At 61.7% G+C, this 24756-nt stretch carries 12 protein-coding genes; 4 read left to right on the forward strand and 8 right to left on the reverse strand.

Going from position 1 to position 24756, the window contains the following annotated elements:
- Positions 1–262 precede the first annotated feature (262 nt).
- Both WKV53_RS04010 and WKV53_RS04015 read right to left on the reverse strand, forming a co-directional pair.
- A complete protein-coding gene (locus WKV53_RS04010; RefSeq protein ID WP_341403063.1) occupies positions 263–4810 on the reverse strand; it encodes a beta strand repeat-containing protein in 4548 nt (1515 codons plus the stop codon).
- Between the two features lie 103 nt (positions 4811–4913).
- Positions 4914–5054 carry a hypothetical protein gene (locus tag WKV53_RS04015; protein WP_341403064.1) on the reverse strand — a complete coding sequence of 47 codons (141 nt, stop codon included), beginning with the start codon at positions 5052–5054 and terminating at the stop codon, positions 4914–4916.
- 475 nt (positions 5055–5529) lie between these two features.
- Between WKV53_RS04015 and WKV53_RS04020 the strand changes: the two genes are divergently transcribed.
- Positions 5530–7746 carry a serine/threonine protein kinase gene (locus tag WKV53_RS04020; RefSeq protein WP_341403065.1) on the forward strand — a complete coding sequence of 739 codons (2217 nt, stop codon included), beginning with the start codon at positions 5530–5532 and terminating at the stop codon, positions 7744–7746.
- Positions 7747–7871: 125 nt separating this feature from the next.
- Positions 7872–9383 (forward strand): FAD-dependent oxidoreductase, encoded by a 1512-nt coding sequence (locus WKV53_RS04025; protein ID WP_341403066.1) that lies wholly within the window; start codon positions 7872–7874, stop codon positions 9381–9383.
- On the opposite strand, the gene WKV53_RS04030 is transcribed toward WKV53_RS04025, so the two are convergent.
- On the reverse strand, positions 9380–11332 hold the full coding sequence (locus WKV53_RS04030; RefSeq protein ID WP_341403067.1) for a hypothetical protein: 1953 nt from the start codon (positions 11330–11332) through the stop codon (positions 9380–9382). The genes WKV53_RS04025 and WKV53_RS04030 overlap by 4 nt on opposite strands.
- Positions 11333–11541: 209 nt before the next feature.
- Here WKV53_RS04030 and WKV53_RS04035 point away from each other — a divergent pair, with 209 nt between their 5' ends.
- Positions 11542–12093, forward strand: coding sequence for an ECF-type sigma factor (locus WKV53_RS04035; protein ID WP_341403068.1), 552 nt, complete (start codon positions 11542–11544; stop codon positions 12091–12093).
- A gap of 12 nt (positions 12094–12105) precedes the next feature.
- On the forward strand, positions 12106–14325 hold the full coding sequence (locus tag WKV53_RS04040; RefSeq protein ID WP_341403069.1) for a serine/threonine protein kinase: 2220 nt from the start codon (positions 12106–12108) through the stop codon (positions 14323–14325).
- Positions 14326–14334: 9 nt separating this feature from the next.
- On the opposite strand, the gene WKV53_RS04045 is transcribed toward WKV53_RS04040, so the two are convergent.
- The 5 genes from WKV53_RS04045 to rplJ all read right to left on the reverse strand — a co-directional run bounded on the left by WKV53_RS04045 (position 14335) and on the right by rplJ (position 24749).
- A complete protein-coding gene (locus WKV53_RS04045) occupies positions 14335–15255 on the reverse strand; it encodes a magnesium transporter CorA family protein (protein WP_341403070.1) in 921 nt (306 codons plus the stop codon).
- Positions 15256–15383: 128 nt separating this feature from the next.
- The gene (rpoC, locus tag WKV53_RS04050; protein WP_341403071.1) at positions 15384–19535 is read right to left on the reverse strand and encodes a DNA-directed RNA polymerase subunit beta'; all 4152 of its coding nucleotides are present in this window, start codon (positions 19533–19535) and stop codon (positions 15384–15386) included.
- Positions 19536–19579: 44 nt separating this feature from the next.
- Entirely contained in the window at positions 19580–23464 is a 3885-nt protein-coding gene (gene rpoB, locus WKV53_RS04055) for a DNA-directed RNA polymerase subunit beta (RefSeq protein ID WP_341403072.1), read from the reverse strand.
- Positions 23465–23666: 202 nt separating this feature from the next.
- The gene (gene rplL / locus WKV53_RS04060; protein ID WP_341403073.1) at positions 23667–24038 is read right to left on the reverse strand and encodes a 50S ribosomal protein L7/L12; all 372 of its coding nucleotides are present in this window, start codon (positions 24036–24038) and stop codon (positions 23667–23669) included.
- A 135-nt stretch (positions 24039–24173) separates the two neighbouring features.
- The gene (gene rplJ / locus WKV53_RS04065) at positions 24174–24749 is read right to left on the reverse strand and encodes a 50S ribosomal protein L10 (protein WP_341403074.1); all 576 of its coding nucleotides are present in this window, start codon (positions 24747–24749) and stop codon (positions 24174–24176) included.
- Positions 24750–24756 lie beyond the last annotated feature (7 nt).

The following is a 24756-nucleotide window of genomic DNA, read 5'->3' on the forward strand; positions in this document are numbered from 1 at the left end:
CGGGGAGGGCACGTGGGTTCGTGCGTCTCCCATCCGGAGTCCGACGTTTCGAAACGAACCCCGCCAAAAAAAATCAGGAACTTGCTAAACCCTCATAACCGCAGGCTCAGCGGTGAATGCGCGGGCGGAACCCGATCCGCCCGCGCATCCGCTCCGACCTCCGGCAGAACCCAATTTGCCGGAAGCGGGAAACTTATGATGATCCACCTTGCCTTAACGCCGGGCCGCCAGCGACGGCCCGGCTTCGAGCAGAGACACCGGCTCAGTTCGGAGTCACCAGGAGATGAACGAACAGCTTGGCGTTGCCCGTGGGCAGCGTGTAGGAAACCGAGCTTCCATTATCCACCGCGGAACCGGTCACGTCGGTCCAGCTAGTGAGATTGGTGGAGGTTTCGACGCGGTAGGTGCCACTGAAGCCCGCGGACTTCGGCCAGGTGATCTGACCAGCCACCACGCTTGGATTCGCGGTGAACCCGGATCCCGTTTGACCCATGAAGTACTCGATGCCGTTCTGCACCCCGTCGCCGTCATAGTCCTGGCTTTCCGTCTGCCCACCGGCATTGGTCGCAGCCCATGAGCTGTATCCGCCAGTCGCCACCTGGACGGTCAGGACGCCAGTGCTCTGGGTGAAGGTCCACAGGTTTCCACCGGCAGTCTTGGTCCAGACGCCGGAGCTATTAGTGAAGCCAGCGACGCTGAAGGTGCCACCGTAGGTTTCGGTGAGCGATCCCACGTCCACGAGCGTCCAGCTGTTGCCAGCGGTCGTGTTGGCCGCGGTGGTGTCGATGTTGAAGCTGCCATCCAATTGCACCGAACCCGTTCCCGTCACCTTGTTGCTGACGCCGTTCGCCCCGATGACAAATCGCAGCTGGCCTGAAGCAGACAGGGTGAGCGTCCCACCGTTGACGGTGGTGTTCCCGGTGTAGGTGTTGGTTCCAGCAAGGGAAAGGATGCCCGCCCCCTGCTTGGTCAGCCCGCCACCCGTGCCGCCATCGAGCAGTGACGGATTAATGGTGATGTCATGGCCATCCGAGTCGATGACCCCGCCGCCGGACTTGACGGTCACGGTGTCGACGCCATTCATGAAGACGGCGTTCGCCGCGGAGCCAGCCTTGAGCAGTCCTCCATTGAAGTTGAAGGCGCTGGTGCCCGAGGCGCTGTCGAGGATGGCATTGGCGGTAAGCGTGCCGCCGTTGAGGTTCACGGTGCCACTGCTGTCCGCTGCGTCCCCGATCAGGAGACCGGTGGTGGATGCCGCGACAAAGGAACCGGTGCCCGAGATGGTCAGCGTGCCGCTTCCCAATTCGCCGACGTGCATGAAACGAGCGGCCGCAGCCTGTGTGAACGTGCCGCCGGAAATCGAAAGCGTGCCGCTGCCGCCAGCAACGCGCCCGATGGCCATCCAGCCGTTGCCGGTGATTGTGCCGCCGGTCTGCGTGACGGTTCCCTGACCCCCGCTTCCGACCCGGAATTCCTGCTCGCCTGGGAGAGTGATCGAAGCCGAGTCCTGCACGGTCAGATTGCCGACCGAGCCGGCATTTCCTCCGACATACACACGGTTCGTGACGGTGGCCGTGGAGCTGTCCTTCATCACCATCGTTCCGATGGAGCCGCTGTTGATGCCGACGTTCACCTGCTGGAGGTTGAGGGCGGAAGTTCCGTTCAGGGTCACGTTGATCGTGGCACCATTGCTCTCGCCGAAGTTTCCGGTCGGCCCGCTGAACGTGGAATTGTTCATCGTCAGCGAGGAGATCGCCGAGTAGCCAACAACCCCGCCGTCGTATCCGAGCGAAATGCCACCGCCATTGGCGGTGATGGTGGAGCCGGTAAAGGTCACATCAGAGTGAAGTCCAGTGCTTCCGTTTCCGATGCCAATGGCGATCCAGTTTCCAGTGGTGAGGTTCGAGTTAGTGACCTCAAGCGCGGAGTTGATCGTGGAAGCCGGATTACCGAGCCACAGCTCGGCCGCCACGCTGTTCGCGCCGGTACCGGTGAAGGAAACCGTGCCTTCATAGATCCGGAGACCCTTGTTGACGGTGCCGATGGCCTTCGCCGCGGTGCCGCCGAAGCCGAGCTTGCCCGCGCCGGTCTTGATCAGGTTGGAGGTCGGATTGGAAACGACCTCACCATCGAAGCGGATGTCAGCCGTAGTGGTGATGGCCGTGTCGATCGCCCCGAGCGTGAAGCCGCGATCGGTGGTGGTGGAGGAACCGGTGTAGGTGAGGCTGCCTCCGGTGAGGAGGAGGTTGGCAGCGCTCGCGGAAGCCGCACCGATGGAGCTCGGGCTGCCAGCGTTGGCGATACTGCTGATCGAGGTGGTGCCGCCCTTGAGCTCGGTGACGCCGGTGTAGCCGTTGGTGGTATTGAGCACCAGGGATGCGGTTCCCCGTTTCAGGACTCCCGTGGTGCCGTTGATGCTTCCAGTGCCGTTGAGCGTGTAGGGCACCAGGGTGTTGTCGAAGGTCAGCGACGTCGGCGTGACGCCGATGTTCAGGGTCACGTCGCCTTGGGTCAGGCCGGTGACACCATCGTCGAACTGCGTGACCCGTCCGTTGGTGTAGGCCGTCGGGCTTCCCGCGTTGAGCCAGTTGACCGTGGAGGTGTCCCAGATGCCGTTGACGGTGGCATCCCATTTGGGCTGGGCGAGGCCGGTGACTTGCAGCGAAATCAGACCCGTGCCGTTATCAACCACGGTTGCCGTGACTCCATTGGGAAGAGAGCCGGGCGTGACCAAGACGCTTCCGGAGCCGGACTTGGAGGTATACTCCACGAGCGGGATGCTGCCGAGGGTGATGTTGCTGTCCGCGATATTGATCGTGACCGGGCCGTTGAGAGCCAGCGATGCCACCTTGAGCGGAGCATAGTATGGATTGTCGAGTTCGTTCCCGAGATCGAAGCTCAGCGTGGTAGCTCCACTGGAGCCCAAGGTCAGCGAGTTCAATTCGCGAACGTCGAAATTGGTGATGGAGGAAACCTTGAGTGCAGCCGAATCCGCGACCGTGTAGTTCGCACCGCCGTATTTGGCGGCTTCGATCGCCAGCGTACCACCGTTGACCGAGACGCTGCCGGTAAAGGCCGCGTTGACACCACTGAGTGCCAGGGTACCAGCGCCGGACTTGATGAGAGTTCCTGTGCCGCTCAGTTCCTGGGGAACCACGAGAGACTTGCCGCTGCTGTCGATCTTCAGGCCGCCGCCCTGGATTTCAGCGGTGGACAGGTTGCTGATGAAAGTGGCGGAGTCCGCCTTGGGCACGATCTTGGTGCCGTTGAAATAGGCATTTCCGGTGCCGGCGGTTCGGGTAATCGTGCCCACCTCGAGGGTGCCTCCGTTGAAGTTTGCCGTGCCCGTACCAGTGCCCGTCGCAAGGACCAGCTGGGTGGTGCGGAACTCCGCCGTGTTCGACAGGGTCAAGGCTCCGATCCCGCCATTGTTACCGACCACCGTGATACCACCGGTCACATTGAACAGGCCGCCGGTCATCGCGACGGTTCCATTGGCGGTGGCGCTATCGGCACCGATCACCACGTTGTTCGATCCACCCTTGGTGATCGTCCCGCCGCTCATGTTGAGGGTTCCCACGCCGCTTCCGTTGCGTCCGACCACGAACCACGTGTCGGAGCTGAGCGTTCCTCCGCTCATGGTGTAGGTGGCGGTCGAGGTGGAGCCCACCCAGAACTCGCCGTTCACGGTGATCGCCCCGCCCGTCTGGCTCAGGGTGCCGCCACCTCCGTTCCCCACCGCAAATGCAGTGGCGTTGTTCGTCTTGTTCAGGGTACCACCCGAGATGTTGACCGTTCCGGTCGCGCTGGCGGCGTTGCCGATGAAGAATGAGTTGGCGACGGCAATCGTGCCACTATCGAGGTTCAGCACACCGGTGCTAGCCTGGGTGCCGACATGGAGCGGCCCGGTGACGGTGAGCGTTCCCGAAGTGTTCATGTTCATCGTCCCGGAGCCGCCCGAGCCGGCATCACCACCGCCGAGACGGTAGTTCCCCGAGACATTCATGCTTCCCGAGCTCAGGCCGAATCCCGTGAGAGTGCCGCCGGTCGTTCCGGTGTTGGCGAGGTTGATGATGCCTGATCCACCATTGTGGCCCACTTTCATCCAGCCGGTGCTGGTGACGGTGCCAGCCGAGATATCAAGTCTTCCGCTGCCACCGGCGTTAGCATTGCCCACATAAATATCGCCGTTGCTGGTGATCGTGCCACTTTCGAGATTGAAGCGTCCATTGCTATTGGTGGTTGCACCCACATGGACCTGAGCGGCGGTGATGGAGCCGGTAGTGTTCATGTTGAAGGTGCCGGTATTGCCCGTGCCACCATCTCCCGCCCCCACGCGGATCTGGCCGAAATTCCCGGTGGCACCCGCCGTCAAGCTGCCGGTGCCTTGGGCGAATCCGGAGATGCCCGTACCCACCACGGCGGTATTGGCCAGGTTGTAAACGCCGGTGCCGCCATTGTTGCCGACTTTGATCCAGTTCCCGGTACCGCTCTGCGCCGTGCCTGCAGTGTGGTCCACCCGGCCACTGATTCCGGCGCCGTTGCCGACCAGAATGTCCGTCGGGGTTGCCGAAATGTTCGCTGAAATGGTGGCGATCGCACCCGTGTTGGTGATGATCACCGCCTGATCGTTGAAGCCGGTCTTGATGGGCACGCGGCCCGTGCTCCAGTTGGTCGCCGTGTTCCAATCCGCGGTGCCGGTATTGAGCCAGTTGGCAGCCAAGGCAACGGGTGCCGAGATCCCGGTGTAAATGATGGCGACGGAGGACGCGGAAAGGATTGCTCGGCGGTTTATTTTCGTGGGCTTCATGCGATTCAAAGGTTCTGGGTCGGGGTTGGGAGAGAGAGGGAAAGCCACCGCCACCCTTCGCACCCAAAGCGGGCGATCGGCGGAGCGGTGACGGAAAGTCGGCTCAAATGCGCCGGCACATGGCCATGTGGCCGCGGTGCGCGCCATGATCACTCGTCACCAACACGGTGGCAGACGGCACGGCCTGACTCGTCACGGGCAGCAGGCCGGAGATGATCAAGGTGGGGAGCTGAGGGTTCTTCACTTGGGTTCGTTCAACTTGGGTTGGCCCGGACCAGACGCGTCTCCGCGTGCCCGGGAAAGCGCATGGGTCGTGCGCGTCCATTCCGAAGTCCGACGTTTCGGAAAGAACCCCGCCAAAAAAATGCGGGAACTTTGAGAAACCCTCCGCCTTGCGGAATCCGAAGGTGAATGCGCGGGCGGAAACCCGATCCGCCCGCGCATCCGCCCGACCTCTGGCAGAACCCAATTTGCCGGACGCGGGAAACTCGTGATCCAGTGCACGGACGCTCGCGCGAAAGCGATACCGCTTCCACGCGATCGCCGGGGATCTACTCCATGAGTCCGCCATCCGGCAGCATCTCCCGCCAACAAAACACCGCGCTGACAATTTTCCTCCCCACGGTTCGTCATCAACGGAGCCGCCGTCGATTGAGCTTGCGCGACGAAACCCCGATGCCTACCCCAGAAAAAAGGGAACCATTCCCGGCTTGCAGCCCGTGAACGAAGAAAGCCATCACGACGAGGAGATCAGCGGGGCGATCATGGAGGTCGCACTCTCGCTGGACGATCCGACCGCGCGACAGGCTTTCCTCGAGCGGGTCTTCATGAACAACGAGGCTGAGAAGGAGGAAATGACCCTCCTCCTCAAGGCGACCGACGAGGCGGCAACGTTCTTCCTCGAGGCTCGCGAACAGCGGGCCAACCTCACCGCAACGATCCTCTCCGAAACACAGCAAGGTCGCCCACCCGGACCGCGCCGCTTCATCGATGGCGATGCGCCACCGGAGAAACTCGGCCCTTACCGATTGATCGCCCGGCTCGGTGAAGGTGGCGGCGGCGTGGTCTACGAGGCCGAGCAGGAACACCCGATCCGCCGGCGTGTCGCCCTCAAGATCGTCCGCATGGACGTCGAGAACAAGAGCGCGCTGGCACGCTTCGACATCGAGCGCCAGGCACTCGCGATGATGGATCACCCGAACATCGCGAAGGTCTTCGACGCAGGCACCACGCCTTCGGGGAGGCCTTACTTCGCGATGGAGTTGGTCACCGGCGAGCCCATCACGAACTACTGCAACCACCGCCAACTGGATTGCGTGGCTCGTCTCGAACTCTTCGTTCTCGTCTGCAATGCCATCCAGCACGCTCACCAGAAGGGCGTCATCCACCGCGACATCAAGCCGTCGAACGTTATCGTCACGCTTCAGGACGGCGTACACGTCCCGAAGATCATCGACTTCGGCATCGCCAAATCCGAGACGGGCGAATCGATCACCGCGCACGACCAGTTCTTCGGAACCCCGGCGTACATGAGTCCCGAGCAGGTGGCCCTCACTGGCATCGACGTGGACACCCGGAGCGACATTTTCAGCCTCGGCGTCCTGCTCTACGAGCTCCTAACAGGTTCCACCCCGCTCGATCGCTCGACCTGTCCCGACCTCAGCTTTTCCCAGATCCGCAAGTCGCTGCTCACTTGGGAAATGCTCCGCCCTTCCGAGCACCTCGCGAAGCTCGCCCCGGAAAAGCTGCGTTCGCTTGCGGACGAGCGGGGCACGCAGCCGGCTGGCCTCACCGGCTACGTGAAAGGCGATCTCGACTGGATCGTGATGATGGCACTCGAGAAGAACCGGATGCGCCGCTACCAGACCGCCAACGGCCTGGGCGTCGATATCAAGCGCTTCCTGACCCAACAGCCGATCGCCGCGCATCCGCCATCGAAGACCTACGTGCTCGCCAAGTTCGTCCGCCGGAATCGCCTGGCATTCGGCACCTCGGTTCTGCTCGTGACCTTGCTCGTCGGAGGCCTCGCCACCACCGCCACGCTCTATGAACGCGAGCGCTCGGCCGCGGTCGAGCAGCTCCGGCTCAAGAACGAAGCCCAGGCGGCACGCCATGAAGAAAGCCGCCTCCGCGTTGAAGCGGATGCGAGGTCGAATGTCGCCCGCATTGCCTTCCTGCTCGATCAGGGCCTCATTGATGAAGCGGACGCGCTGCGCCAGCGGTATCCCCTCACCTCGATCGAGCCATCGCTCGAAGCAGCGGCGGTGTTCCGCTCACTCGGCGACTGGAACGCCGAGCACGGCCGCTGGACCCAGGCACTCCAGTGCTATCAGCTCCTGCGACAGGCCAATCTTTCCGGGGCCCCTCAGAAGATCCTGAACGGACAGGATCTGATGGCCATCACCGCGGCACTGCTCAAGAAGGAGCCTAACAGGTATCCGGAGTTTCGCGATGAAATGCTGAGGACCTATGCGCCTGCCGTTGGCACCGTCAACGCGGAGCATCTGCTGAAGGTCTGCCTGGTTCATCAGGCGGACTCAAGAATCCTCGGAGCTCTCCGTCCCGACGTGGACACGCTGGGCGATCCACGCAGCGCCACATTCCCCGCTTGGACGGCACTCTCCCTCTCGCTGTACCAGCTCCGCAACGGAGACTGCGGCCATGCCCTCAGAACCTGCCAGTTCGGCCTAACCAGCCCGGAACGCAAGAGCTCGTGCGAGGCCTCGCTCGAAGCAGTCTCCGCCCTGACCCTCGCGAGGATGGGTAGCGTCGGGCCGGCGAAGGAAGCATTCGCCCGCGCTCGCGATCTGGCGAAGCGCTGCGATGGCAAGGACTTCCAGCGCGGAGTGCCGGTCGGCCCGTGCTGGTTCGACTGGGAGATCGCGGAGCTGTTGATCAAGGAAGCGGGCCTGAGGGTTCAGGCTCTCTCGCGCTGAGCGGAATCATTGCAAATTCTTTGGCGGGTTTCTCCCGCCATTGACGGATTCTTTTCGATAAACCCATGAAGCCCACACCTCCCGTGCTTGCCGCGACTCCGGCGTGCCGCCTCCCGTAGCACGCCATGCAGAAACCCATCTCCACCATCGTCGTCCTGGGCGCGGGATCCGCAGGACTGCTAGCCGCCTTGACCTTGAAGAAGAAGCTGCCGGCAATGGTGACGGTGCGGATTCTGCGCAGTCCCCGCATCGGCATCATCGGCGTCGGCGAAGGCACCACGCCGAACTTCCCGTCCTTTTTGTTCGACTACCTGAAGCTCGATCAAGAGCGGTTCTTTCGCGAAGTGCATCCCGTCTGGAAGCGCGGCATCCATTTCATCTGGGGACCCCGCGGTGAGTTCCCCTATGCCTTCGGGAATCACTACAGCGTCTCGGACACCGGCTTCAGCCGGTCCAATGGCTTTTATTCGTGGGAGAAGCCCTACGAATCCGGCTTCATCGGCCGTCTCATGCAGCAGCGAAAGGTATTCCTGCCGGATGAAAACAACCAGCCCAGGATCGATGATTCATACGGCTTTCATCTGGAGAATCCCCGCCTCGTTGCTTGGCTGGAAGGCGAAGCCAAGCGGGCCGGCGTGACGATCACCGATGCGGAAATCACCGATGCTGCCCGGGATGGCGAACACATCACTCATCTCACGCTCGAAGATGGCGGCACCGTACAGGCGGACTTCTACGTGGATGCCTCAGGCTTCCGCAGCGAACTCTTGCGCGGCATCTTGGAAGAGCCCTTCGAATCCTTCGCTGACAGCCTGATCTGCGACCGTGCGGTGGTGGGCGGTTGGGAACGTCAGGAGGGCGATCCCATCCAGCCATTCACCACGGCCGAGACCATGCCCGCGGGATGGAGCTGGCGGATCGATCACCGGCACCACGTCAACCGCGGCTACGTCTACTCCTCCGCCTTCACCAGCGACGAGGAGGCCGAGCGCGTCTTCCGGGAGCGGAATCCCTTGGTGAAACAGACGCGTGTGGTTCCCTTTATCTCCGGTCATTACCGACGGTCGTGGGTGGGAAACGTCTGCGCCGTCGGCAACTCCGCCGGATTTGTGGAACCCATGGAAGCCACCGCGCTGATGGTGCTCTGCATGGAGCTGCGCGCTCTGGCCGCCAGTCTGTTAGAGGGCCGGCTGGAAGTGAGACAAACCTTGGCTGATCTCTACAACCGTTTCTCTGCAAGCGTCTGGGAGGAAATCCGTTCCTTCCTGATGATCCACTACAAGTTCAATACGCTGATGGACACGCCGTTCTGGAAGCACTGCCATGAACTACCCCTGTCGCCGGACGCCGCCCGCATGGTGACCTTCTACCAGGAGAACGGCCCGAGTTCATTCGCGCACGATATGCTCCTGCCCCGTGCCTCCCAATTCGGCATCGAAGGCTGGTGGGCACTACTCGTCGGACAACGCGTGCCGTGGAAAAACCAACCGGTCTCACCTCAGGAGCGCCAACGCTGGGCAGAGCGCCAGCTACGGCTCGAGCGGGCAGTGCAAATGTCACTCACCACCGAACAGGCGCTCGCGATCGTTGACGACCCCGCCTATTGGCAGGCAGCCGCAACATCGCAGGTTGCTTAGTCGCCCTCCGAAGGCTGCGCACGCAGACTCTCCCAAGTCGTCCCAACCACCAATTCATCCCACACGGCCGCGCCCGTGCCACCGGACCCGAGACGGACACCCGTGGCATTCATCTGTATCGGTGTGATTCGCAGCGTGGCCGCAATGGGCGAAGACGCCTCGGGAATCGAAAGATCGGGATCCATGCGGAGGTCCACCCGCGAGTCCGCGAAATCGAGCTTGGCGACAAGGGTGAAGGGAGCCCCGAAGACGGCGGCGACTCCGCTGAAAGCACGCGCCCCGGTCGATGTCTGCTCGATGGCAAATTCCTGTTTGCCCGACCGGACATTGGCAGCCGCTGGCACACCGAGGAAAATCCGCTCCCTCTCGAACTCGTAAATGCTGAGTCCGCTCCACGAAACTCCCTCTTGGCGCGTGAGGCTCACTTTCACGTAAAGCACATTGCTTCCATTGATCCCTGTGGCAGCGGCATCCTCCCGCCACGAGCCGGACCTTTCACCTACCACCGCCTTCGTGTTGGCCGAGCCTCCATGAAAAGCGCGCTTCGCCGAACCCGTGCGAGTCAACAAGGCCCCCGACTTGATGGCGGAAGCACCGACCACGTTGGTCCACGGTGACTTCAGAGTGGTATGTCCGGTGAAGGTTTCATCACGGGCGACGTTGTCGTAGTCCCAGCCCCGGCCACCCGAGAAACCGGCAATCGTCCCGTCCGTGTAGTCATCGAAGAACTCGATCCCCACGAGATCCTTGTTCCCATGCGACGCGGGAGCATCTCCCGTCTTCCGCGGTGCCAATTTCAATGCGATCGCAGTGAAGTCCGCGGTGCCGTCGCCATCGCTGTCCGCGAGCAGTGGGTCGGTCGCATGGACATTGACCTCGTCGCTGTCGGTAAGCCCATCGCGGTCGGTGTCCGGATTGAGCGGATCCGTCCCCAACGCCTTTTCGCGGGCATCGTCCAAGCCGTCCAAATCGGAATCAGCCTCGTTCGGGAAGGTGCCGTCATCGTATTCCACCAGGTTGCCGATTTTGTCTCCATCGGGATCGCCCAAGGCACCATTCGGGCCGTCCTTCGCACCGGGCGAGCTTTCCCCCGAGGTCCCGTCGTCGTGATCGTCCAAACCATGGAGAGCCTCGAATGAGGCAGGCAGTCCGTCTCCGTCCACATCGCTGCCATCCCTGAGACCCACCGAGATCGGATCAAGCGCTACCGAAAGGTCATCCCACGCTGTGGGACCGCCGGGACTCGAGCCGAGTCGCACCGCCGTGGACCACAGCTCCGCGGTATAGGGACCACCCGCATCCACCGAGCTCGAGCCATCCACCGAATCGTAGTAATCCGTCGCAGTGGGATCGACCCACATGCCGATGAAGTCATGGTCGAAATCGATCACGGTCACGATCGTGTGCGGAGCCGTGTCGGCAGGGATCCCGGTAAAGTAGTAGTTTCCATTGCCGACACACGCGACACACCCGAATTCCACGGATCCCGTGGTGGGACCATTGCCTCCCGGCACACCGAAAAATACCCTCTCGGCGCCAAAATCATAGCTGCTCGCACCGCTCCACGTGGTCTCCGGCCCGCGGGTCATGGTGAAGCGATAGAAGACGCGGCCGACGTTCCGGATCGCACCACTGCGCTCGTGATCATCCTGACCATCGTTCTCCCCCTTTCCGATGCCCTCCACCGGGCCATTGTACTCGCGCTTCGCGCTGCTGTTTTCGGTTGTGAGCACGTTGCCCACGACCAGCGGAACGCCGACGACATTGTCCCAGTCCGAGGTGCCCGCCGTCACCGTCTTGTCGAACTGGTCGCGATTGAACCCGGTGCCGCCCGCTCGATTGGCAATCGGTCCATTGGGATAGGCGAAAGCCTCGGTCCCGATCAGCTGCGCCTGCAAGGGAAGGCCAGCCCCGCAAATCGCCACGGAACAAAGAATCTTGCCATTCATGGGCGGGGCAAGAGACGGGGTTTCAGGAAACTCGGGATCATCGCGTCGGACCGGCCCGGACATCAGGCCATGAGAAGATTTCGCCATCCCGCTACCAAACCCGCCAAAAAAATCTGAAGTGCACGAAATTTCCCGACTAAACCCTTCCCCGCGAGCGGGGCTACGATTCCGCTTGCGCCCGAAATCCCAGCGACTTACCCGAACAAGGGATGGGAACGACGACCCAAGGTCCCGAAATCAGAGCGGACGAGTTTTGCTTCTCTTCCGCCGAATTGCTGCCCGTCGTATACGACGAGCTGCGGCGCTTGGCCGCGTTCCGCCTGGATCGCGATAGCGCCAGCAAGACGCTCCAGCCCACCGCGCTCGTCCACGAGGCGTGGATCCGGCTTTCCGAGATCGATGGGAAGATGTGGCAGAGCAAGGAGCACTTCTTCAATGCCGCCGCGCAGGCCATGAGACGCATCCTCGTGGACCGCGTCCGGGCCCAATCGCGGCAGAAGCGGACACGCCCCCCCGAGAACCTGGACGCCGGCGTGTTCGAAGACGACTCGCACATCCTCCTGATCCACGACTGCCTGACCAAGTTGGAAAAGATCGACCCCTACTCCGCGAAGGTCGTGCTGTTGAAGTTCTACGGCGGACTGAGCAGCGAGGAGATCAGCGAGGTCACCGGCCGCAGTATGCGCTCGGTGGAACGGCAATGGATGTTCGCCAAGGCAAAGCTCTATCGCCTGATTCAGGAAGATCAGCAGAAGGAATAGCCTCCGGTGCCCATGAACGCGAACGGCCACGACGAGGAAATCAGCAGCGCCATTCTGGAAGTTGCCCTCTCGTTGGACGATCCGGATGCGCGCCGGGCTTTCCTCGATCGCGTCTTCGAGAACCGTGATGCCGCCAGGCACGAGATGACGAGGCTCCTCGAAGCCACCGATGGCGCGGCAACCTTCTTCCTCGAAGCCCGTGAAGAGCGAGCCCAGGTCACCGCGAATATCCTATCCGAAACCAAGCCCCCCTCGACGCTGCCAGCCCGCTTTCCCGACGAGGAAAGCATGCCCGAGAAACTCGGCCCCTATCGCCTGATCTCACGCCTCGGCGAAGGCGGCGGCGGTGTGGTCTACGAGGCGGAGCAGGAACATCCCATCCGCCGGCGGGTCGCCCTGAAGATCGTCCGCATGGATGCCGAGAACCCGGGCGCGCTCGTCCGCTTCGACATCGAGCGGCAAGCGCTCGCGTTGATGGATCACCCGAACATCGCCAAGGTCTTCGAGGCCGGCACCACACCGTCGGGAAAACCGTTCTTCGCGATGGAACTCGTCACCGGCGAGCCGATCGTCCGCTATTGCAATCGCCACAAGCTCGATTGCGTCGCACGCCTTGAGCTGTTCGTGCTCGTCTGCAATGCCATCCAGCACGCTCACCAGAAAGGCGTCATCCACCGCGACATCAAGCCGTCGAATATTCTCGTCACCCTGCAGGACGGCACGCACGTCCCGAAGATCATCGACTTCGGCATCGCCAAGTCATCCGGCGTCACCCGAGGCGAAGCGATCACGGCGCATGACCAATTCTTCGGGACTCCCGCCTACATGAGTCCCGAGCAGGTCGCCCTGACCGGCATCGACGTCGATACCCGCAGCGACATCTTCAGCCTCGGCGTGCTGCTCTACGAGCTACTAACAGGAGCCACGCCCATCGATCGCTCCACCACCGCGGAACCCACTTTTTCACAGATCCGGAAATCTCTGCTGACGTGGGAAACGCTCCGGCCATCCGAGATCATCTCGAAGCTGCCGCCCGAGAACCTGCGCACGCTCGCCGCCGAGCGCAGCACTGACTCCTCCTCTCTAGTGAGCTTCGTGAAAGGCGATCTCGACTGGATCGTGATGATGGCGCTCGAGAAGAACCGCATGCGTCGCTATCAGACCGCCAACGGGCTTGCGACCGACATCAAGCGCTTCCTCACCCATCAGCCCATCGCAGCGCGGCCACCCTCGGGTGCCTATGTGCTGACCAAGTTCGTTCAGCGCAATCGCTTCGCTTTCGGCGCCGGAGTGCTGCTCGTGATGCTACTCATCACCGGCCTCGCCATCACGGCTGCCATGTACGAGAGCGAGCGAAAGACCGCGATCGAACAACTCCGGCTGAAGAACGAAGCCCAAGCCGCCCGCAATCAGGAAAGCCGGCTCCGCAAACAGGCGGATGCCAGATCGAATGTCGCCCGTGCAGCCTTCCTACTCGATCAGGGACGCATCGACGAGGCGGACGCCCTGCGACGAGACTACCCCCTCGAATCCATCGAGCCCTCGCTCGAAGCCGCCGCCGTCTTCCGCTCCCTCGGTGACTGGAATTCCGAGCACGGCCGCTGGAATCAATCCCACCAATGCTTTCAGCTTCTTCGCCAGGCCAATCGCCAGGATAACGCGCAGAAGATCCTGCAAGGTGACGACCTCATGGCCATCTCCGCCGCACTGCTGCGGGAAGATGCAGCACAATACCGGGAGTTTCGCGATGAAATGATGGATCGCTACACTCCCGCCGAAGGGCAACAGAAGGCGGAGCACCTCCTGAAAGTCTGCCTCCTCCAGCCTGCGGACTCCGCCATTCTGGAGAAGCTACGCAAGGACGTGGACACCATGGGCGATCCCCGTAAAACGCCCTGCCCTGCCTGGTCTTCACTATCACTGTCGCTCTATTGCCTCCGGAACGGCGACTACGATGAGGCTCTTGATGCCTGCGAAATGGGCATCACCAGCCCCGAGTGCAAGAGCTCCTGCCAGGCATCCCTTGAAGCCGTCGCCGCCATGGCTCACGCCAATGCGGGCCATGCCGACTTGGCAGGAATTTCTCTCCGCAAGGCCCGCGACATCGTCAGGAATTGCGACGGCAAGGACTTCGAACGTGGCAAACCCATCCGTCCCTACTGGTTTGATTGGGCGATCGCCGAGCTTTTGACCAAGGAAGCCGGCGAACGCGTCGAGACCGCCTCGCGGTGACCGGCCAGCTCAGAACTTCTTCCACCGGACCATCACGAACACGGACATTCCCGAAAGAATCGCCAGGACGATCACGATCCAAAAGCCGACAGCTCCGTGACTCTCGTTGATCGGCAGCTTTAAGTTCATGCCGAAGAGGCTGAACACCGCGGTGGGCAGCATCAGCCCGATCGTCACGATCATCAGCCGCTTCATCAGCACGTTGAGATTATTGCTCACCACGCTGACCCGCGCACCCACGAGACTGGCAAGCACCTGGCTGTAGGTATTCGCCATTTCGTGGCACTGGGCGTTCTCAATCGTCAGGTCATCGAGGAACTCCACATCCTCGGTCGTGAACCGGAACCGGGTCGCCAGCGCCTTCAGCTTCTCGATCACCCGCCCGTTGCTGCTGATTGCATTGAGGTAGTACACGAGGCTCTTCTCGAGCGTGAACATGTGCAGCAGGTGCTTGTTCTCCATCGAGAGGTTCACTTTGTGCTCCAGCTCCTCGGCGATCATGTTGAAGACCTTGAGGTGCTCCTCGAAGTGCCAGATGCAGCGGAAGACCACCTTTAGCAGCAGTTCCTCCAGGCTGTTGATCTGCTGGAAATGCTTCCCCTCGAAGCGCAGGTTGTCCTCCGCCACCACGAACACCAGCCGCTCCCGGAATAGGAAGATCCCCACCGAGCTGATCTTGAAGAAGAAGTTGTCGTCCGCGCAGTACTGCTTCGGCCGCTTGAAAATGATCGCCGCGTGATTGGGCTCGAATTCGACCCGCCCGAGCTCATCCGGGTCACTCGCCGATGTCAGCGTGTGGGGATCGATTCCAAGCTCATCCGTCAGATACTTCCGCTCCGCCTCATCCGGCGCAACGTAGAGTAGGATCCGCGCATCCTCCGCATCCGTCTCCGACAAACGGCGATTGAGAATTTCCAAGCGTCGGAGCATGCCACTAACAAGCCCGGCGAAGCGGGAAATGTCAACGCAGCGGCCAGCAGCAGAGAACCAAGACCCCACAAAAAAGCCCGGCCGCACTCTCGCACGGCCGGGCTTGGAATGATTCGATGACGAACTGATCAGGCGCTCTCGACGACCTCTTCGCCTTCCGGCGCAGCCGGGACGAAGATCGGCTCGGGCTCTTCCACGGTGAACTCGATGTCGGCGTCGCGGTGACAATCGAAACCGGAGCCAGCCGGGATGAGGTGACCCATGATGACGTTCTCCTTGAAGCCCGTCAGGTAGTCCACCTTGCCGAGGGTAGCCGCTTCGGTCAGCACGCGGGTGGTGTCCTGGAAGGACGCCGCGGAGATGAACGAGTCGGTTTCGAGCGAGGCCTTGGTGATACCAAGCAGCACCGGTTCGGCTTCCGCCGGCTTACCACCGCTGGCGACGATGCCGTCGTTGATGCGGTTGAAGGCGGAGCGGTCGATCTGGTCGCCCCAGAGGAGCTGATCCGCGTCGCCCGGGTCGGTGATCTTCACCTTGCGCAGCATCTGGCGGATGATGATCTCGATGTGCTTGTCGTTGATTTCCACGCCTTGGACGCGGTAAACGGACTGCACCTCGTTCACCAAGTGCTCCTGGAGTTCCTGGGCACCGCAAGCCTCGAGGAGGTCTTCCGGAGATACAGGGCCTTCCGTGATCTGGTCACCACGCTTCACGCGGTCACCATCGGTGACGATGATGTGGCGGCCCATCGGGACCAAGTGCTCCACCTGCTCGCCAGAATCGGCGTCGGTGACGATGACCTTCTTCTTGCCGCGGACGGTGCCACCGAAGGAGACTTCCCCTTCGATCTTGGCGATGACGCAGGCATCCTTCGGCTTGCGGGCTTCGAAGAGCTCGGCAACGCGCGGCAGACCACCGGTGATGTCCTTGGTGCGGGCCACCTTGCGGGGAGTCTTGGCGAGCTGCGTGCCCCCCGTGACCACTTCGCCTTCCTTGACGGAAAGGTGAGCGCCGACCGGGATCGAGTAAGACGCACGGACTTCCTTGGTCTTCTCGTCCACGAGCACCACCTGCGGGTGGAGGTCTTCCTTGTGCTCGGTGACCACCATGACCTTCTTGCCGGTTTCCTTGTCGGTCTCGTTGGTAACGGTGATGCCCGAGATCATGTCGCGGAACTCCACCTTACCCGGCTTCTCCGTGAGAATCGGCACGTTGTAAGGATCCCAGGTGGCAACGGTGTCGCCCTTCTTCACGTCGTCGCCGTCCTTGATCTCAATGACGGAGCCGATGACGATCAGCTGGCTTTCGAGCTCCAGACCGTCCTTGTCGCGGATGGACACGGAGCCGTTCTTGTTGAGCACCACCCACTTGCCTTCGGCGCTTTCGACGACGCGGAGATCCTTGTAGATCACGCGGCCGTTGTTCTTCGCCTTGATGATCGGCTGCTTGAACGTTGCAGCAGCCACACCACCCACGTGGAAGGTACGCATCGTGAGCTGCGTGCCGGGTTCACCGATCGACTGGGCGGCGATGATACCGACCGCTTCACCGATCTTCACCGGCTTGCCGGTGGCGAGGTTCAAGCCGTAGCACTTCGCACAGCAACCGCGCTTGGCTTCACAGGTGAGCACCGAGCGGATCTTCAGCTTCTCGTAGCCGATGCGCTCGACCGCTTTGGCCGAGTTTTCGTCCACAAGCTCATCGTAATCGAGCACGATCTGGCCGGTGACCGGGTCCTTGACCTGCTCGCACGAAGTGCGGCCGTAGATACGCAGGCCCAGCGAGGCCGCCTCTTCGTCGCCGTCATAGATCGGCGCAACGACGATGCCGCTGGCAGTGCCGCAATCTTGCACCGTGACGATGACATCCTGAGCCACGTCCACGAGCTTGCGGGTCATGTAACCCGAGTCCGCGGTCTTGAGCGCCGTGTCGGCCAGACCCTTACGGGCACCGTGAGTGGAAATGAAGTATTCCAACACGGACAGACCTTCACGGAAGTTCGAGGTGATCGGACGCTCAATGATTTCACCGGACGGCTTGGCCATGAGGCCGCGCATGCCGGAGAGCTGCTTGATCTGCGACTTGTTACCACGAGCGCCGGAGTCGACCATCATGAACAGCGGGCTTGCACCCGGCTTGCCGTCGTTGAACTCGATCTTGCGATAGAGCGCGGACGCGATGGTGTCGGTGGCGTGCGTCCAGATGTCGACGACCTTCTGGTAGCGCTCGCCGTCGGTGATGACGCCGTTGCGGTACTGCTTGGTCACCTTGTCCACTTGGGCGTAGGCGTCGGCGATGATCGCCGGCTTCTCTTCCGGCACGACCATGTCAACGATACCGATCGAGGTGCCGGAGCGGGTGGCTTCGCGGAAGCCGAGGCTCTTAAGCGCATCGAGTGTCTGGACCGTGGTCTTCTGGCCGGACACCTGATAAGTGCGCCAGATGATGTCCGACATCTGCTTCTTACCGACGGTGCGGTTGATGAAGCCAAGGCCGGCAGGCCAGATTTCATTGAAGCGGACGCGACCCGGCGTGGTCTCGAGAATCTTGCTCTCGTGGTCACCATAGACCGTACCCGGCTTCCCGAAGTTGGGGTTACGGATGCGGATCCACTGGTGATAGCCGACCTTGCGGGATGCGATGGCGAACTCGACCTCGGAGGAGTTCTCGAACAGCGGGAGGTGCTCCTGCTTTTCGCGATCCTTCTGGGTGCGCACTGGCGCCCAGGTGAGGTAGTACGAGCCCAGAATGATGTCCTGCGACGGCGTCGTGATCGGGCGACCGGACGCGGGCGAGAAGATGTTGTTCGGCGCGAGCATCAGCTGGCGCGCTTCCATCTGGGCTTCGACCGAGAGCGGCACGTGCACGGCCATCTGGTCACCGTCGAAGTCGGCGTTATAAGCCGTGCAAACGAGCGGGTGAACGCGAATGGCCTCACCTTCGATCAGCTTCGGTTCGAAGGCCTGGATCGAGAGACGGTGCAGCGTCGGTGCGCGGTTCAGGAACACCGGGTGACCCTTGGTGACTTCCGCGAGGATGTCCCAGACTTCCGGGGTCTTGCGGTCGATCATCTTCTTCGCCGAGCGAACCGTGTGGCAGTAGCCGAGTTCCTTGAGGCGACGGATGATGAAGGGCTCGAACAAGGTCAGAGCCATCTTCTTCGGCAGACCGCACTGGTTGAGAGTGAGGTCCGGACCGATGACGATAACCGAGCGACCCGAGTAGTCGACGCGCTTGCCGAGCAGGTTCTGACGGAAGCGGCCGCCCTTGCCCTTGAGCATGTCGCTCAGGGACTTCAGCGGACGGTTGCCAGCACCGGTGACGGCACGGCCGTGGCGACCGTTGTCGAAGAGCGCATCAACAGCCTCTTGCAGCATCCGCTTTTCGTTGCGGATGATGACCTCCGGCGTCTTGAGCTGGAGGAGGTTCTTGAGACGGTTGTTGCGGTTGATGACGCGGCGATACAGGTCGTTGAGGTCGGAAGTCGCGAAACGACCGCCTTCAAGCGGAACCAGCGGACGAAGGTCTGGCGGGATCACCGGCAGCACGGTCTGGATCATCCATTCCGGGCGCGACTTCGATTGCGCAAAGCCTTGGGTGATCTTGAGACGCTTCGAGAGCTTCTTCTTGTTCTGCTTCGAGCGGGTGGTTTCGAGCTCCTGCTCCAGCTTGATGGCAAGGTCGGCCAAGTCGACCTGCGCGAGCAGATCCTGGATCGCCTCGGCACCCATGGCGGCGCGGAAGGAAGATTCACCGTAGGCATCCTCGGAATCGCGGAGTTCGTTCTCCGTGAGGAGCTGGCCGCGCTCGAGCGGGGTATTGCCCGGCTCGGTGACGACGTAGTCCTCGTAGTAAATGACGCGCTCGAGGTGGCGGGCGCTGATGTCCAGCACCAGGCCGATGCGGGACGGCATGCACTTGTAGAACCAGATGTGCGACACGGGCACGGCCAGTTCGATGTGGCCCATGCGCTCGCGGCGAACGCGGCTCAGGGTGACTTCCACGCCACAACGGTCGCAGACGACGCCCTTGTGCTTGATGCGCTTGTACTTGCCGCAGGCGCACTCCCAGTCACGGGTCGGTCCGAAGATCCGCTCGCAGAAGAGGCCGCCTTTTTCCGGCTTGAAGGTACGGTAATTGATGGTTTCCGGGTTCTTCACCTCGCCCTTGGACCAAGAGCGGATGACGTCCGGGGATGCGACCGTGATGGAAACCTGGTCAAAGGCTTCCGGCCGCTCGTCCACGCCGAAAAGTTCGCGAAGGTTGGTATCAACGTTCATGATAATCTCTAGCTTGTTAGGTTATCGGTTCGTGGTTCGGGCTATCAAAGGGTGAGGTCGTCGAGCGAGAAGTCGTCCACGCCACCGATGGCTGGCGCGCCAGGGCCACCGGCACCGCGGCGTCCTGGACGGACGTCGAGGCCAAGGGATTGCATTTCCTTGATGAGGACGTTGAAGGATTCCGGCGTGCCGGCTTCCAGGTTGTTGTCGCCCTTGACGATCGCTTCGTAGATGCGCGTGCGGCCTTGCACGTCGTCGGACTTGACGGTGAGAAGCTCCTGCAGGGTGTAGGCGGCGCCGTAGGCCTCGAGGGCCCAGACTTCCATTTCCCCGAAGCGCTGGCCACCGTATTGCGCCTTACCACCGAGCGGCTGCTGGGTGACGAGCGAGTAGGGACCGACGGCACGGGCGTGGATCTTGTCCGCGACCAAGTGACCGAGCTTCAGCATGTAGATGATGCCGACAACGACCGGCTGGTGGAAGGCCTCACCGGTGCGACCATCATAGAGGGTCGACTTACCGCCGGTAGTGCCATCCTTGCCGTCACCGATCCAGGTGTAGCCGTCCACTTGCTTCGCCTGGGACATGAATTCCCAGATCTTGGACTCGGGAATGCCGTCGAAAATCGGTGTGGCGACCTTGAAGCCGAGTGCCTTGGCAGCAACGCCGAGGTGGGTTTCAAGAACCTGACCGACGTTCATACGCGAAGGCACGCCGAGCGGATTAAGCACGATGTCCACCGGAGTTCCGTCCGCGAGGTAGGGCATGTCTTCTTCCGGGACGATGGTCGCGACAACGCCCTTGTTACCGTGGCGGCCGGCCATCTTGTCACCCACCGACAGCTTGCGCTTGGCGGCGATGAAGACCTTCACTTCCTTGATGACGCCCGGATCGACTTCGTCGCCGGCTTCCAGTTGGTCCAGCTTACGCTCACGCTCGGTGTCGAGCTCTTGGAAGCGCTGCTCGAAGGAGCCGATGATTTCCAGGATCTTGTTACGGATCGGGGAAGGATCGATTTCGATGTGATCGTGAACCGAGGCCAGCTTGCGAAGCAGCGTCTTGGTGATCTTGCGGTTCGCCGGAATGATGATTTCACCGGTCTGCGCGTTGACCACGTCGAGCGGGATCTTCTCACCGAGCAGGATGTCGGAGAGCTTTTCCGTGAGGTCGTCGGTCAGCTTGTCAGCCTTCTTCTTGTGCTCGTCGTTGATCTTCTTGAGCTGCTTCTTGAGCTCAACTGGATCGACTTTCTCGGCGCGCTTGCGGGCGTTGCCGTGAGAGGAGACGCGGATGTCTTGGACGATGCCGGTGCAACCGGAAGGAACACGCAGCGAGGTGTCCTTCACGTCCGCGGCCTTCTCACCGAAGATGGCGCGCAGCAGGCGCTCTTCCGGGGCGAGTTCGGTTTCGGACTTCGGCGTGATCTTGCCGACGAGGATGTCGCCCGGCTTCACCTCGGCACCTACGCGGATGATGCCGTCGTGGTCGAGGTTCTTGAGCGCTTCTTCACCGACGTTCGGGATGTCCCGGGTGATTTCTTCCGGACCCAGCTTGGTATCGCGGGCAGCCACGTCGAATTCGGCGATGTGAATGGAGGTGTAGATGTCTTCCTTCTTCACACGCTCGGAGATGACGATGGCATCCTCGAAGTTGTAGCCGTTCCAAGGCATGAAGGCCACGAGCACGTTGCGGCCGAGTGCAAGCTCGCCCTTCTCGGTGTTCGGACCGTCCGCGAGGACGTCGCCCTTCTTGATCTTCTGACCCTTCTTGACGATCGGCTTCTGGTTGATGCAGGTGCCGGCGTTCGAGCGCATGAACTTGCGCAGCGGGTAGGCCATGATGCCCTTGTCGATGTTCGTCTTCACCGACTCGGGGTCGGAAAGGAACTTTTCATCGGCGACCGGCATCTTGCCATCCGGGGTGGTCACGATCATTTCCGCAGTGGCTGCGGCGACAATGCCATCCATCTCGGACACGATGACCGCACGAGAGTCGCGGGCAGTCTTGCCTTCCAGACCGGTGCCGATATACGGCGAGTCGGAGACGAGGAGCGGCACGCCCTGGCGCTGCATGTTCGAACCCATCAGCGCGCGGTTGGCGTCGTCGTGCTCGAGGAACGGGATCAAACCGGCAGCCACGGAGACGAGCTGCTTCGGCGACACGTCCATGTAGTTGACGTCGTCCGGAGCGACTTCGATGAACTCGCCTCCGCGCTCACGGGCGGTGACGCGGTCGTTGAGATACTTGCCGGACTTGTCGATCGGGTTGTTCGCCTGACCGATGAGGAACTTCTCTTCCTGGTCGGCGGTGAGGTATTCGATATCGTTGGTGACCTTGCCGTTCTTGACCTTGCGGTACGGGGTTTCGATGAAACCGAACTCGTTGATACGAGCATAGGTACACATCGAGTTGATCAGACCAATGTTCGGACCTTCCGGGGTCTCGATCGGGCAGATACGGCCGTAGTGCGAAGGATGAACGTCGCGAACTTCGAAGCCGGCGCGGTCACGATTGAGACCACCAGGTCCAAGGGCGGACAGACGGCGCTTGTGAGTCAGCTCGGCCAGCGGGTTCGTCTGGTCCATGAACTGCGAAAGCTGGGACCGGCCGAAGAAGTCACGCACGACGGCCGAGAGGGCCTTCGGGTTGATCAGCTTCTGCGGGGTCATGCCCTCGATGTTCACGTCGAACAGGGTCATGCGCTCCTTCACCAGACGCTCGGTGCGGGCGAGGCCCACGCGGCACTGGTTGGAAAGGAGTTCACCCACGGCACGCACGCGACGGGAGCCAAGGTGGTCGATGTCGTCGATGACGCCTTCGCCCTTCTTGAGCTTGAGCAGGTACTTCACGGCGGCGAGGAAATCCTCGGGCACCATGATGCGCTCGTCGGGATCGACCTTACTCTCGAGCTTGCTGTTGATCTTGTAACGGCCGACGCGGGTCAGGTCATACTTCTTCGGGTCGAAGAAGAGACGCTTGAGCAGCGCACGGGCGTTCGCGGCGGTCGGCGGATCGCCGGGGCGCAGCTTGCGGTAGATGTCCTTGAGCGCGCTGTCTTCATCCTTGGCGGGATCCTTGCGCAGGGACTTGAGAAGGATTTCATCCTCGCGGCCGTCGATGACTTCGACCTGCTTGTTACCAAGCGCGATCAGCTGGCGGACGATACCGATGGTGAGCGGCTCGTAGGCCTTCGCCACGACCAGTTCTCCATCCAGAATGTCTTCGAAGGGGACCTTGTGGCCGAGCTCTTGCTCGTCCATCTCTTCCTTCAGCTTCAGCGTCTCGACATTGTAGAAATTCGTGACGATGTCGCGGTCGGTCGGGTAGCCGAGGGCACGCAGGAAAGTGGTCGCGAGGAACTTCCGGCGGCGGCGGCGGCGGTCGAGGTAAACGTAGAGCAGGTCGTTCGTGTCGAACTGCACTTCCAGCCAGGAACCGCGGTCGGGAATGATGCGGAAGCTGTGGAGGATCTTGCCGTTGAGGTGCTGCGAGGTCTCGAAGCAGATACCCGGCGAGCGGTGAAGCTGGGAAACGATGACGCGCTCGGCACCGTTGATGATGAAGGTGCCGCGGCGGGTCATCATCGGCAGTTCGCCCATGTACACGCGCTCCTTCTTGGTGCCGGTCTCGTCCTTCAGCTTGAAGGTCACGTAGAGGGCAGCGGAGAAGCTCTCACCGGTGCGCAGGGCATCCAGCGAAGTGATCTTGGGGTCCTCGATGTCGTAAGCGACGAAGTCGAGCTCGATGGCTTCATCGTAGCTCTTGATGGGGAATACCTCGCGGAAGACGGCCTGCAGACCGGCGTCGGTGCGCTCGCTGGCGGACACGTCCTTCTGCATGAACTCCTCATAGGAGCGGCTCTGAACCTCAATGAGGTTCGGTGGTTCGATGACTTCCTCGATTTTCCCGAAGTGGAGACGGTCGGCCATGGCTGGTAGTGGTGCTTCTTGCGAGTTGAGCCCGGACCGCAAGCGGCACCGGGCGAATGAGATTCAGAGAATGGAAAGGGAATCCGGGATCGGCGGAAACGGTCGCTGGTTGGGAGGATTTCGTGACGGCTTCCGCCGGTTCCGGAGAAGACTTCGCGACCCCGCTTTGAAACGGGGCCGCGAAGCAAATCCGGGAACTGGATTACTTGAGGTCGACCTTGGCGCCGGCTTCTTCGAGCTTCTTCTTGGCGGCTTCGGCGGCGTCCTTCGAGACACCTTCGAGCACCTTGGCAGGAGCGCTTTCGACGACCTTCTTCGCGTCGGCGAGACCGAGGCCCGGCGACACTTCGCGGACGGCCTTGATGACGGCGATCTTGTTCGCACCACCGTCGGTGATGACGACGTCGAATTCGGTCTTTTCTTCAGCGACTTCAACCGGGCCAGCGGCCACGGCAACGCCGACAGGAGCTGCGGCGGAGACGCCCCAGGTTTCTTCCAGCTTCTTCACGAGGTCAGCAGCTTCCAGAACGGTAAGCTTGCCGAGTTCTTCAACGAGTTGTTCGATATTGGCCATTGTATTTCTCCTTTGCGGTATCGTCGCACCCGGAGGCTTCCGGGCATTTGAGAGTGGCGGCCGCCACTCCGACGAGGAACCATTGTGGGTTCAGGCCGCGGCGGGAGACGCCGCGGCCATCTATTCAGATTCTTATTAGGCTTCGGCGGCGGGTTCTGCTGCTGCTTCGGCCACGGGCTCGGCGGCAGCTTCGGCAGCCGGAGCTTCTTCGGCTGCTTCGTCCTTCTTGGAGTCGGCGTCCGGGTTGAACTTCTTCTGGATGACGCGGGCAATCCGGGTGGACGGCTCGAGGATCGTCGCCAGAAGCTGGGAAAGGACAGCTTCGCGGGACGGGATGTCGGCGATTGCCTTGAGCTTGTCAGCGTCGAGGACGGCGTCACCGAGGATGCCGACCTTCATTTCCGGCTTCTTGAACTCCTTTTCGAAGTTCTTGATGGCCTTGGCGGCGGCGAAGACTTCGCTCTCACCGGTCACGAAGGCGGTCTGGCCGACCAGCGACTCACCGATGTCCGGACGACCGGCTTCGGCGAGAGCTTTCTTCACGTAGGTGTTCTTGGCGACGTGGCACTCGGCACCGGCCGCACCCAGGCGGTTGCGCAGCTCGGAGAACTGCGGCACGGTCATGCCGGTGTAATCCACCACGAGCACGTAAGGCGAGGCGTTCACCTTTTCGAGCAGAGCGTCGATGATGACTTTCTTGTCGGGATTCATGGTCGTG

Source organism: Luteolibacter sp. Y139, assembly GCF_038066715.1.
GTDB lineage: Bacteria > Verrucomicrobiota > Verrucomicrobiia > Verrucomicrobiales > Akkermansiaceae > Haloferula > Haloferula soli.